7 protein-coding genes are annotated in these 13,148 nt (G+C 66.8%); 6 read left to right on the top strand and 1 reads right to left on the bottom strand.

Annotation, left to right across the window (positions count from 1 at the left end):
- Positions 1–95: 95 nt before the first annotated feature.
- Complete coding sequence (locus tag WME82_RS16300; RefSeq protein ID WP_438043581.1) at positions 96–947, bottom strand: hypothetical protein; 852 nt, start codon at positions 945–947, stop codon at positions 96–98.
- Positions 948–1,624: 677 nt separating this feature from the next.
- Between WME82_RS16300 and WME82_RS16305 the strand changes: the two genes are divergently transcribed.
- The 6 genes from WME82_RS16305 (at position 1,625) to WME82_RS16330 (ending at position 13,104) form a co-directional block, all read left to right on the top strand.
- Complete coding sequence (locus WME82_RS16305) at positions 1,625–3,286, top strand: tetratricopeptide repeat protein (protein ID WP_438043582.1); 1,662 nt, start codon at positions 1,625–1,627, stop codon at positions 3,284–3,286.
- Between the two features lie 91 nt (positions 3,287–3,377).
- The gene (locus WME82_RS16310; protein ID WP_438043583.1) at positions 3,378–7,241 is read left to right on the top strand and encodes a tetratricopeptide repeat protein; all 3,864 of its coding nucleotides are present in this window, start codon (positions 3,378–3,380) and stop codon (positions 7,239–7,241) included.
- Between the two features lie 11 nt (positions 7,242–7,252).
- Positions 7,253–8,734: a tetratricopeptide repeat protein gene (locus tag WME82_RS16315; RefSeq protein ID WP_438043584.1), complete on the top strand. Its 1,482-nt coding sequence runs from the start codon at positions 7,253–7,255 to the stop codon at positions 8,732–8,734.
- A gap of 526 nt (positions 8,735–9,260) precedes the next feature.
- The gene (locus tag WME82_RS16320) at positions 9,261–9,500 is read left to right on the top strand and encodes a hypothetical protein (RefSeq protein ID WP_157906686.1); all 240 of its coding nucleotides are present in this window, start codon (positions 9,261–9,263) and stop codon (positions 9,498–9,500) included.
- Between the two features lie 90 nt (positions 9,501–9,590).
- Positions 9,591–11,636, top strand: a complete 2,046-nt coding sequence (locus WME82_RS16325) for an AgmX/PglI C-terminal domain-containing protein (protein WP_437746399.1) — start codon at positions 9,591–9,593, stop codon at positions 11,634–11,636.
- A 559-nt stretch (positions 11,637–12,195) separates the two neighbouring features.
- On the top strand, positions 12,196–13,104 hold the full coding sequence (locus tag WME82_RS16330; RefSeq protein WP_437552778.1) for a tetratricopeptide repeat protein: 909 nt from the start codon (positions 12,196–12,198) through the stop codon (positions 13,102–13,104).
- The last annotated feature ends 44 nt before the right edge of the window (positions 13,105–13,148 follow it).

The following is a 13,148-nucleotide window of genomic DNA, read 5'->3' on the forward strand; positions in this document are numbered from 1 at the left end:
AATCGTCGCTGGGAGGGAGGGAGAGGGAGGTGCCGGCCAGATCGGCCGTCGTCGGGCGAGGGCTTCGCGAACCGCGACGGCCGGTCACCCGACGCCTAGAAGCCTTCGCACTGGTCCGAGTTGGCGCGGCCCTGCACGTCGCCGCAGGCCCCCTCGTTCTCGAACCCCGTGTTCTGCTTGATGCAGTACTTGCCGGTGATGTTCGGGTCCCCGAGGCCGACGTTCGGCCGGATCTCCGAGCAGGTGAAGCCCTGCGGGCACTCGCAGAAGTTGAAGTTCGGGTCGTCCGGCTCGCCGTCGGCCACGCCGCACCGGCACGAGCAGTACACCGCCTGCTGCGCGTTCCGGTTCGAGTTGGCGGCGCACTGGCCGCACACGGGCGACGCGACCTGGTCGTCGGTCCCCGGCACGCAGCAGGCTTTGCCCTCGTTCTCTGCCGCCGACTTGGTCGGGTCCTGGCAGCCGGTGAAGCCGTCGCGGCAGAGGTAGAGCTTGCAGACGCCCTCCTCGCACTTCCAGCCGCTGCCGGGGCAGTCCGCGTCGGCACCGCAGCGACAGAAGGCGCCCGCTGCGTCGCACATGCCGCTGAGGCACTGGCTCGCGCCGCCGTCCGGCCTCGACGGTTCGCAGTCGGGCGCGTAGGTCCCCGACTCCTCGCAGGTGGTGCACCCGGCCTGCCCGGGCGTACACGTCGCGGGCGCCTCCTGGCCGAGCGGGCAGCTCACGCGCCCCTGGAAGTGATTCACCAGGCAGATCCGCGTCTGGCACTGGAAGGATCGCGATTCGATGTTCTCTTCCGTCACCTTGAAGCCAGCGAACTGCGAATCGTACTCGTCTTCGGGCAGACACGGGTCGCCGACGCCGCCGCTCTCGCACGCGGAGGGCAGGCTCGCCATTGCGACGACGCTGAGCAGGCCGAGCAGGCCGGACAGAATGGAACGGGTCATCAGAACGTGCTCCTTCGGCGGCGGTGCGCGCCACCGCTTCGGCAGAGGCGCGCGGACGGGAGGCAAGAAAACGCTCAAGTCGAGGTGCTCAAAGGCACAACGTCAGCGGTTGGACCCTAGACGAAGCGCGCCTCGAGCGTCAACAGCCGGATGGGGCGCGCCCGTCCACGTCGCCGAGGTGGGCGGGCGCCGCCGGTGCGAGGCGTTCGACCCTGAGCGCGCTGGTCCCTTGGCAGCGGACGGTCAGGCTGCCGCCTGGGCGGCAACAGTGCGGCAACAGTGCGGCAACAGTGCGGCGACGGCGCGACGATCGCACTTAAGGAAGCGAGCGCGCCTCCGTTCGATAATTCCACTGTCGACTCCTACGCAGTGCGCAACCCCAAGGTCGACCCGGCGCCCGGTGTCTCAGGACGGGAATGCAAGAGGGGTCCCCTCGCCCGGCATCGCTTGACAAGCTGCGCGCCACAATCCTACCATCCCCCGCCACACGCAAGTATCCGTTGATTCTCATTGAACTTTTTGGTTCCTGACCGAGCTGCCTCGGGGGTCTACGGCGCGCGTTCTCCGTGTGTGGAGCCGCGAACGGGGCGAAGGGGCCACGATCTTTACGTCGCCGAAAGCGAGGAACGACGATGCGGAACCGGGTGGCGAGTATCTGCCTTGTAGCTTCTGCCCTGTTGCTATCCCCCGCCGTGGGGCATGCGCAGCCCGGCAAAGGTAAGCCCGTCGCGGCTGAAAAGGCGGACGCCAAGGGCGAGAAGAAGCCCAGCAAAGAGGTCAGCGCCGACGAGGATGCGGGCCCCGTGACCGCGGGCCAGATGACGGAGGAGGCGGCGCAGGGCAAGCGGCTCTTCGACAGCGAGCGGTGGAGCGACGCCGCGCGGCAGCTGAAGCGCGTCGTCGACGGCGACACCGGCGATGACGATGGCAACAAGCAGATCGCCCAGTACCACCTCGCGATCGCGCTCTACCGCCTGCAGTTCTACCAGGCGAGCTATGCGATCTTCTCGCAGATCGCCGACAAGCCGAACCACCTCAAGTTCAACGAGACGCTGCTCTGGCTGTCCAAGCTCGCGACGCAGCTCCCGGAGCCGGCGGACATCATCGAGCGCGTCGGCAAGTACAAGACCGAGCAGATCGCGCGGTTCAACAACCCCCAGCAGCGCGACCTCTACTGGCAGCTCAACTACCTGCTCGGCCGCTACAAGTACCGGAACCGGAACTACGAGGAGGCCATCAGCCTCTTCGCCAAGGTCGACCCGAACAGCAAGTACTACGTCCAGGCCCAGTTCTTCAGCGGCATCTCGTACGTGCAGCTGCGCAAGTCGGTGCCGGCTGTCAAGTCGTTCCAGCGCATCGTCCAGGCGATCGACGAGGGCGTCGAGGGCCTCGAGGACGAGGCGCGCATGCGCGACCTCGCGTTCCTCTCGATGGCGCGAACCTACTACTCGGCCTCCGTCCGCCTCGACGACAACAACGTTCCGACGATCGACGCCGCGAAGCTCTCGGCCGCCGTCAAGTACTGGAACCGCGTCGACGTCGCGAGCGAGTACTGGCTGGACAGCCTCTTCGAGCAGTCCTGGGCGTACTTCATGGCCGGGCTCTACCCGCAGGCGCTCGGCAACATCCACACGATCGAGTCGCCCTACTTCCCGAACTCGTTCTATCCCGAGGCCGACATCCTGAAGGCCGTCGTCTCGTTCACGATCTGCCAGTACGGCGACGCGACCACGATCGTCGCGAAGATGAAGAAGAAGTACGAGCCGATCAAGAAGGACCTCGAGTCGATCCTGGTGCGGTACCAGGGGGAGGGGAACGAGGAGCGCTTCTTCCAGTTCCTGAAGGACGTGGGCGCCGGCAAGGGCGACATCCCGCCGAGGGTCCGGCCGATCGTCGAGAACGCGCTCTCCGACCGCCAGCTCCGCCGCAACATGGAGTACGTGCGCATCCTCGATGAGGAGGGGGATCGGTTCAAGAAGGCGCCCGCCAACTTCCGCAACTCTCCGGTCGGCAGCGACGTGACCGACGCGCTCGAGTTCGCGAGGAGCCTCGCGATCCGGAACGCCGGTACGCTCGGCCGGGAGCGCTACCAGCGCAACCTCGACGAGCTCAACGAACACCTCCGCGACTCGTCGAAGATCCTCATCGACATCACCGCGGCCGAGAGGAACAAGCTCGATCAGCAGGTCGTCAGCGGCCAGCTGTCGAAGGAGGACGCGCTCACGTACGGCGTCGTCAAGCCCGACGACGAGCACGTGCTCTGGCCGTTCGACGGCGAGTACTGGCGCGACGAGCTCGGCTTCTACCGGCAGGTCGTGACGTCGAAGTGCAGCAAGTGAGCGATTTCATCATGGTTGGCCCCGCGGCCGGCGGTCGCGGGGCAGGCAGCGCTTCCTCACGGGGGTCCGTGGCGGAGGGACGGAGATGGAGATGAAGCAGTCGAAGTTCGGTGTACTGCATGCGCTCCGCGCGGCGGCGGGTACGTTGGCCGTGGCGGCGTGCGCGGTCACAACGAGCCCCGCGTCGGCAGCCGACGCGTGCATCACGCAGCCGGCGAAGGATGCGATCGCCGCCTGTCCGGGCGGCAAGCTCCAGGTGTCGGCGGGCAAGAAGCCGCAGGTCAGCTTCAAGTCAGCCCCGCAGGGGATCCAGCTGAAGAAGCGCGAGGACTTGACGAAGCCGGCCAATCCGACCGCGTCACAGGCCTCGGCGCAGCGCGACGAGCGGCGCAATCGCCTCGCCCCGAAGGTGAGGAGCCTGCTCGTGACGGAGATCCAGGGGCTCGAGGGCCTGTACTCCTCGACGCCGAAGAACGCGCCGGACCGGCCGAAGCTGATGCGGCGCCTCGCCGAGGGCTACGTCGAGCTCGAGTCGGCGGCGTTCCGCGACAAGACCGAGGGGCAGATCAAGGCGGACGAGGCCAAGCGGAAGAACCCGAAGGCGGTCGCCGGGCTCCGGGCCGAGATCGCCAAGGCCGACAAGATCCTCGTCCTCGCGCGTAAGCAGGCGATCAAGTACTACACGGACCTGAAGACGCAGTATCCGAAGTACTGCCAGAGCACCAACGCGGCCGACCCCGCGAAGAGCACGGGCTGCACGGACGAGGTCCTCTACTACCTCGCCTATGAGTACGAGCAGGCCCAGCAGCTCGAGGACGCTCGCAAGGTCTACTTCGAGCTCATCAAGAACTGGCCGAACTCGAAGTACATCCCGAACGCGTACCTCGCCTTCGGTGAGCTCTTCTTCAACGAGGCGCAGGGCGACCCGTCCAAGTGGGACCTGGCGGAGCAGTCGTACGTCAAGGTCACCCAGTACCCGCCGCCCGAGAACAAGGTCTGGGGCTACGCCCACTACAAGCTCGGGTACGTCTACTGGAACAAGGGCGACTTCGCCCGCGCCATCAGCGAGTTCAAGAAGACGATCGAGTACGGGCAGCAGTTCCAGCAGATGCCGAACGCGGCGCAGCTCGCGGTCTCGGCGCGGCGCGACATCATCCCCGTCTACGCGCTCGCGGGCGACCCGCGCAAGTCGCACGACTTCCTCCGTCCGCTCAGCGGCGACGCGAGCGGCAGCTCCGAGAAGACGTTCAAGATGATGGACGACCTCGGGCAGAACTACCTCGACACCGGTCACTACAAGGAGGGCATCGAGCTCTACACCGACCTGATGACCCGCGATCGGGGCCCGAGGTACTGCGTCTACCAGGGGCACATCGCGGAGGCGACGCTCGCCATGAAGTCTGGCAACAAGGACCAGATCATGGGCGAGCTCGGGCGCCAGCTCGACGTCCACAACAAGTTCCAGGGCGAGGGGCACCCGGCGGACGCCAAGCTGAAGTGCTCGAACATCACCGCCGGTCTGCTGACCGAGACGGCGATGGCCTGGCACCTCGAGGCGGTGGGCTCGGGCGGCGTGCGCGGCACCGGCGACAAGAAGACGATGCAGCTCGCCGCGCAGCTCTACGACAAGGTCGTCAACAACTTCAAGCAAGAGCAGTTCGCCAAGTTCGAGTTCCCCCGCATCCTGAAGGAGGACTGGCCGAACATCTTCAAGATCAAGTACGCGATGGCCGACCTTCTGTACTTCCAGAAGGACTGGGCCAAGTGCGGTCCCGCGTTCGACTCGGTCGTGGCCGAGGATCCGAACGGCCCGCAGGCGGCTGAGGCCGCGTACGCCTCGGTGCTCTGCTACCAGAACATCTACACCGAGACCCACAAGGACGGCTCCCACTTGAAGGGGTCCGGCAACCTCCCCGACGGGGGGACGGGCAAGAAGGGCGACAAGAAGGCGGAGAAGGCGAAGTTCCAGCCGAAGGACTTCAGTGACAGCCAGAAGGGCATGATCACCGCCTTCAACCGGTACGTCTGCTACATCAAGCCCGCGGCGAACGACAAGGAGGCCCAGGAGCAGTACGTCGAGGTGAAGTACGCGCGCGGCCGCACGTACTTCGAGGCGCAGCACTGGGAGGAGGCCGCGCTCGCGTTCCGCGACGTGGCGCTGAACCACGCCGACAAGGAAGTCGGCATCTACGCGTCGCAGCTCTACCTCGAGTCGCTCAACGTCCTCGGCGCGAACATGGACCCGCCGCGTCCGTCTTGTTACGACGACATGGCCGCGGATGTGCCCAAGTTCATCGATCTCTACTGCAAGGGCGGCAAGGAGAAGGAGAACGCCGAGCAGTGCGGCATCCTGATCCGCATCCAGCGCGACATCGAGCGCCTGCGCGCGCAGAAGCTCGTCGAGGCTGCTGACGCAGCCGGTGGCGTCGAGGCCCTCAAGAACTATGAGAAGGCCGCCGTCGCCTACATGGACATGTGGAAGAAGTACGGCGAGGCCGCCTGCGAGGCGAAGCAGCCCGCGTGCGAGAAGAGCGAGGAGGTCCTCTACAACGCCGCGAAGGCGTTCCAGGCCGCCCGCCTCATCGCCAAGTCGATCTCGGCCCGCAAGATCCTGCTCGATCCGCGGTACAACCTCCACAACACCGAGCTGGCGAAGACGTCGATCTACGAGATCGGCGGCAACTACCAGGCGATCGCGGTCTACGACGAGGCGGCGAACTGGTACGAGCGCTACGCCCGCGAGAACCCGAAGGGGGAGAAGGCCGCCGAGGCGCTCCAGGACGCGGTCGTGCTGCGGCTCGGCCTCGGTCAGGAGGACCAGGCGATCAAGGACGCCGACCTCTTCAACAAGAACTACGGCAAGGCGAAGCCGGCGCAGACGGCGCAGATCGCGTTCGCGATCGGCGCGCACTACATCGATCGCGAAGACTGGGATCAGGCGCGCCGGCGGCTGTCGACGGCGATGCCGCAGATCGATCGCAACGCGACGTTCGACGTCCAGGTGCAGGCGCACGCGATGTACGCGCGCGTCCTGTTGCAGACGAAGAGCGTGACCCCGGCGAACGGCGAGTACAACAAGGTCCGCGGCTACTGGAAGGACCCTGCGGCCGCGCTCAAGAAGCTCGACGCGATCGGCGGCGAGGAGCCGGAGAAGCTGCGCCGGCTCGGCAAGGTGCTGACCGCGGTCGGCGAGGCCTACTTCCACTTCGCCGAGCAGAAGCGGAAGGACGTCGATAAGATCAAGTTCCCCGAGTACAAGGGCTCCGGGAACCGCGAGGACGTCCTCAAGCACATCAACACCAAGGTCGCCGACTGGGTGAAGAAGAAGCGCCCGGCGATCGAGGCGGCCGACGTCGAGTACCAGAAGATCCTCAAGCTGGAGCCGACGCCTCCGCCGAAGTGGGTCATCGCGGCCGGCGCGCGCGTCGGTCAGATGTGGGGCAAGTTCGTCGCCGAGTTCCGGGCCGCGCCCATCCCGAAGGAATGGAAGGGGCACGGCATGGTCCCGGGCACCGACGTCTCGTACGACGAGATCCGGGGTGAGTACTACTCACGCCTCGACGAGGCGAGCGAGCCGCAGAAGCAGATGGCGAAGGGCGCGTTCAAGACCTGCCTCGACCTGTCCGTGAAGTACCAGTACTTCGACGACTACTCCCGTACCTGCGAGGTGTGGCTGTCGAAGAACTACGGCGCCGAGTACCACCTCATCGACGAATTCCGCGGCTCGCCGTCGCGGGTCAACTCCGGCATGAGCGAACGCCCTGCGCCGCTGAACCTCGACGGGACCCCCTTCCGAGAAGCGCTGACCGCAACCGACAAGCCGGCTGCGAGCAAGGACAAGGAAGAGGGCGAGGACAAGAAGGCGGGCGAGGACAAGAAGGCGGCGCCGGCGGCGGCTGGTGCGTCCAAGGAAGGCTCGGCGCTCGATCGGGCCACGACCCGACCCAGGAAGTGATGGAGCGAAACATGAGAAGCATCACCTCATTGGCAGCGGTTGCGGTGCTCCTTCTGGCCGCGGCGGGTTGTGGCGGCGGCAGCACCGGCGGTACGGCTCACGGGGCGAAGGACCCGACGACGGGCAAGGCGATCACGGACAGCAAGGGTCAGGCCGTGTCGGTCGAGGCGGCCAACAAGTTCAAGACCGCCATGGACACCATGGTCCAGCACGACAAGGCTGGGGACTGGTCCGAGGCGACTTGCAGCTCGACGGCCCAGCTGTTCCTGGACGCGGCGGACGAGCAAGGGGACACGACGTTCGCCGAGGCCATCTACAACGCGGGGCTCGCGTACCAGCGTTGCAAGAAGGACTCGGAGGCGAAGAAGTACTTCACGCAAGCGCTTCAGAAGAACCCGAAGTTCCACCCCGCGCGGGTCCAGGTGGCGCTCTACAACCTGGCGGAGTCGGGCGAGAGGAACCTCGACGCGGCGATCAGCGAGATGCGCCAGGCCGCCGTCGTCGATGCTCAGTACAAGAACGTCGAGGCGCTCGTGCACCTCGCGCTCCTGTACATGAAGCGCGGCAACCAGGTCGCGGACAACGATGGCCCCAACGACTTCCAGCGCGCGAAGCGGTACATCCAGAGCGCGCTGGCCGTCGATGACGCCTTCATGCCCGCGTTCAACCAGCTCGCGATCTACTACCTGGAGACGGCGAAGCAGAAGGCGGGCAGGAAGACCGGCAAGGCGGTCGCGACCAACGTCAGCAAGCAGAAGAAGGTCGACACCCAGGCGCTGGAGCTCGCGGCGCTGGTCTGCTCCCAGGCCATCCGCAAGAACCCCAACTACGCGCCGATCCACAACACCGCGGGGATGATCCAGGTCGAGCTCGCGAACCTGAACGGCGCCGTGCAGGAGTTCAACCTCGCGAGGAGGCTCGATCCGACCTTCTACGAGGCGCAGATGAACTACGCGGCGGTGAACCTCCAGTTCCGCGGGTTCCAGCAGGCGGACGAGGCGTACCGCGCGGCCCTGAAGATGCGTCCGAACGACTACGACGCTCATCTGGGCCTCGCGCTCGCCCTGCGCGGTCAGATCGATGACGCGAACTTCGACAGCATGGTGGCCGCCGCCAGCGCTGAGCTCGACGCCGCCAAGAAGGTCGCCCCCGAGCGCGCCGAGACCTACTATAACGAGGCGATCCTGACCCAGGAGTACAAGGCGAAGTCGGGCGGCAAGGGGGCCGAGGGCGCCCTCATGTCGGCGAAGGGGCTGTTCGGTCAGTTCATCCAGAAGGCGGGCGCTAGCACCGAGTTCGCCGACGCGGTGAAGCGGTCGAAGGAGCGTATGAGCGAGATCGACCAGATCATCGCCTTCAACAAGCAGACCGAGGCCGAGCGGAAGGCGGCCGAGGCCGACATGAAGACGAAGGAAGCCGAGCAGGAGGCAGCTGCCGGGAGCGAGGGCGAAGGGGGCGAAGCGACAACCCCGGCCCCGGCTCCTGCCCAGTAGCGGAGCCTCGTCCTGCGCGCTGTCGATGGCGGGGTGCAGGTTCGTGTGACACGGGCTCAGCCGCTAGGCAGGCAAGTGAGGCGTACAAGGTATGCCGCAGCGAGCCGAACGACGCGGATGAGCCCGTCGCGCACGAAGATGCGCCCCACCACAGCGGACGTCCCGATCGGTCCGGGTCGCAACGAGGGTGAGCGAGGGATACGGTAGTATTCCGGGCGAGCTCGACGGGCGGGGCGGACCGCGTGGCGGTGCGACAGACAACGGCACCTGGAGCCCCCTTCTCTCGCTGCACGAAGCTGCATCAAGGAGAAGGGGGCTCGCTCTTTTCGTCTTCGTCGCAGCTCTCTGGGAACCTTGGGTAGAATCGGTTGTCGAGGCGTGTGTGGGTCGTGCTCTCCGACGCCTCGATAGCATGCGAAGCTGGTTGACCGGCCGCCGTGGAAGGCGGTACAATGGCACTGTAACCGAGTCGAAACATTGTGAGGAGGCTGGAATGAGAGGGTTGACCCGATTGGGTGCGGGAGTCGTGGCTGCCGTTCTTACGAGCGTGGTCGCCTCATCGGCGTTCGCGCAGGGAGCGGCTCCTGGTGGTGGGAAGAAGGACGAGGGCTACGGGTACGAGTTCTCGGACGATCCGCTGAACGCCGGCGGGTTCGGCCCCAACGACGCCACCATCCGTGTGCGGCCCGGCCCTGTCCGGACGACGCTGATCAGGCCCCGCACCTCGTTCGTTCCGGAGATGCTCAAGTCGGTCGAGAACCTCTGATGTGACGGGCAGGTTTGGCACCTGCCCTATCGATTTACCCCCCGGTGCTGGGGGCGTGCGCCGCGCGGCGCATAGGGAAGGCTGGCGGAGATGGAAGGCAAGCAAAGGGTCGCTCTCACATTTGCGCTCTACCAAAACGAGGCGCTCGTCCGCCGGGAGACGATCACCCAGGATATCGTCAAGGTAGGCAAGGACGCGAAGAGCCATCTGCGTGTCGATGACGAGCTTGCCTCGCGCATGCACGCGGTCATCGAGGTCGCCTCCCCGCAGGACATCACGCTCATCGATCTCGGCAACGAGCCGGGCACGATGGTGAACGGGGCGCGCGTCAACAAGTGCAAGATCAGCCCAGGCGATCAGCTCCAGATCGGCGGCACGAAGATCATGCTGGAGCGCGCGGAGCCGGTGGCGGTCGCCGCGGCCGCGGGACCTGCGAAGCCGGTTCCCGCCAACCCGTTTGCGGCGGCGCCTGGTGGGAACCCGTTCGGCGCTGCGGCGCCCGGGAATCCGTTCGCGGCCGCGCCGCCTGGGAACCCGTTCGCCGCGGCCTCCGCGGGCGGCGCGGACCCGTTCTCCTACAACAACCCGTTCGCGCAGTCGGCGCCGGCCGTCGACGAGGTGCCCCCGGACGCGCCCGAGGGCTCCTACACGTACACGCTCGTGAAGAACGGGCCGGACGTGCCGAGCGACGAAACCGAGGTCCCGGCGGCCTCGGTCGAGGTCATGATTCTGTGGGATGCCGCGGTGCTCCACGTCGAGCACCTCACGCCGCCGCGCTCCTTCTACGTGGGTGAGGAGGCGGGGAAGAACTTCAAGTGCGACTACTTCATCCCCTCGGAGAAGCTCGGCACGACGCGGGCGCCCATCATCCTCGCGGATCGCTCCGGCTCGGTCTCCGTGGTGCTCCTGCCCCGCGCGACCGGCACCATCGAGATTCCGGGTAGGCCGAAGATGACGGTGCAGCAGGCGATCGATCAGGGCCTCACGCAGCCGTGTTCCGAGCTCTCTGGCGCCTATCAAATGGCGCTTCCGTCGGGCGGGAAGGCGAAGGTAGAGCTCGACGGCATCGTCTTCCAGGTGTCCGCCGTGAACGCAGGCAAGGTCGTGGCCGGCCACCTCCAGCTGGACACGCAGAGCCTGCTGTACACGGGCCTCTCGATGGCGGTTCACCTCGGGCTGCTCGCGGCGATGGCCTTCTTCATGCCGCCCCTCGGCGATACGGGCGAGGACGGGATCTCGGCTGACCAGCAGTTCCTCATCCAGCAGTACCTCGCGGCGGCCGCCGAGAAGGAGATGGAGGAGAAGGAGACCGAGCAGATCGCCGACAACGCGGCGGACAACAAGGAGGGCGGCACCGGTACCCGCGCCAAGGGTGAAGAGGGTTCGATGGGTAACCCGAACACCAAGGCCACCGGCAACCGCTACGGCGTCCAGGGGCCCGCCGACAACCCGGATCCGCACATCGCCCGCCAGGCCGCGCTCCGCGACGCCGCGGAGTTCGGCATGATCGGGCTGCTGAACGCCGGCGCCGGCGGCGATCCGAACGCGCCGACCGCGCCGTGGGGACGCGACGATTCGCTCGGGAACGATCCGCTGAGCGCCCGTGGCAACATGTGGGGCGATCAGATCGGCGACTCGTTCGGCGCTGGCGGCCTCGGCCTCTCCGGCATCGGCGAGGGCGGCGGCGGGCGCGGCGAGGGCATCGGCCTCGGCTCGATCGGCACCATCGGGCACGGCGCCGGCACCGGCACCGGCCAGGGCTTCGGCTCCGGCCATGGCCGCCTCGGAGGGTCGCATCGCACCAAGCCGCCGCAGGTGCGCATGGGTGCTACCAGCGTGAGCGGCCGTCTGCCCCCCGAGGTCATCCAGCGTATCGTCCGCCAGAACTTCGGTCGATTCCGGCTCTGCTACGAGAACGGGCTCAGGAACAACCCGAATCTCCAGGGACGTGTCGCGGTGCGCTTCGTCATCGGGCGCGACGGCGCGGTCTCCAACGTGGGTAACGGCGGTTCGGATCTGCCCGATAACGGCGTGGTTTCCTGCGTCGTTCGGGCGTTCTACGGGCTGTCGTTCCCGCAGCCCGAGGGCGGTATCGTCACCGTCGTCTACCCGATCATGCTCAGCCCCGGCGGCTGAGCCCGCCTCACCGCTCGGTTCGAGCGAACGCCCCGCACGCGAAGTGCGGGGCGTTTTCCGTTTCAGCGCTGGATGCGGCCGGCGCCCGGCGCGGCCAGGGGTCTGCGGCGAGCGCTGTGGGGTGGCCAGCTCGGCGTCCGCCGCGCGGGGTAGGGCGGGGGCCCCGCGTGAAGGCGCTGCAGCGAGGCGCATGCGCGGGGTTTGAAGCCCTGGACTTCCGCGGTTGCCTCCGCCTATTCTCGCGTCGCCGCGCGAGGTTCAACGCGCGCCACCTCGGGACGCTTGTGACGGTGCCACACGGAGCGGGGCAGCCCGTCTCCTAGATTGCTGACGGAGCGGCGCAGCCGTCTCCGGGACGCTGGAAGGAGCGGCGCAGCCGACTCCGGGATTGGGGACGGAGCGGCGCAGCCGGCTCCGGGACGCTGAAGGAGCGGCGCAGCCGTCTCCGGGACGCTGAAGGAGCGGCGCAGCCGGCTCCGGGACGTTTTGAAGAGGGGCGACGCGACGCCCAGGTCACTCAGAGGCCGGCGATGCCGGGGCCATTCGAAAGGTGAGCGAGATGAAGCTTGGGGCATTCTTGATGGTTGGCCTGGTCGCGGCGAGCGCGGCAGGCCTGGGCTGCAGCCGACACCGCCAGGAGGCCGTCATCCTGGCGAATCAGGCCGACAAGGAGGTCGCCGTCAACCCCGACGGTGCGGCCAACAAGTACGAGCAGGCGACCAAGCTCGACCCGAACAACCACCGCATCTTCTTCAAGCTGGCGATGGCACACAAGAAGTCGGAGTCGTGGGACAAGGTCGCATCGACGCTGGCTCGCGCCACGCAGATCGCCCCGAAGTTCGCCAACTACTGGTTCGAACGGGGGTGGGCGCTCGAGCAGCAAGCGAAGAAAAAGACGATCTCGTACGAAGAGGCCAAAGAGCCGTACCAGAAGTGTATCGAGAACGACCCCAACTTCGCGGATTGCTACTCCCAGCTCGGGAACGTCTACCTCTGGACGGACGACGAGCAGAAGGCGCTCGAGAACCTCACCAAGGCGATCGAGCACAATCCGAACGAAATCCGCTACTACGCGGCGCTCGCCGACCTGTACACCCGTCTCGGGTACACGAAGGAGGCCGAGCAGGTGCTCAAGGAGGCGAAGTCGTTCGCGAAGCCGGGGGACAAGTACCTCTTCGGCGTCCACAGCCTGCTCGCGTCGGTCTACCAGGACCGGGGGTCCACGGCGGAGATGGTGTCCGAGCTCGAGGCCGCCAAGGCGGTGGCGCCCACGGATGGTCCCGAGTCGGTGCAGATTCTCTGGAGTCTCGGGAGCACCTACGCGACCCTGGATCCGCCGCGCAAGCAGGAGGCAATCCAGATGCTCAAGGGGTTCACCACGCGCGCCTGCAAGGGATCGAAGGCGGCGAGCTTCAAGACCGAGTGCGAGACGGCGAACACGCTCGTCGCGCGGCTCGGCGGTCAATAGCCGTGATGCCGCGCGCGGCACGGGGCACGTAAGCGTTTCAATTC

The organism is Sorangium sp. So ce128, from assembly GCF_051525245.1.
Classification (GTDB): domain Bacteria; phylum Myxococcota_A; class Polyangia; order Polyangiales; family Polyangiaceae; genus Sorangium; species Sorangium cellulosum_B.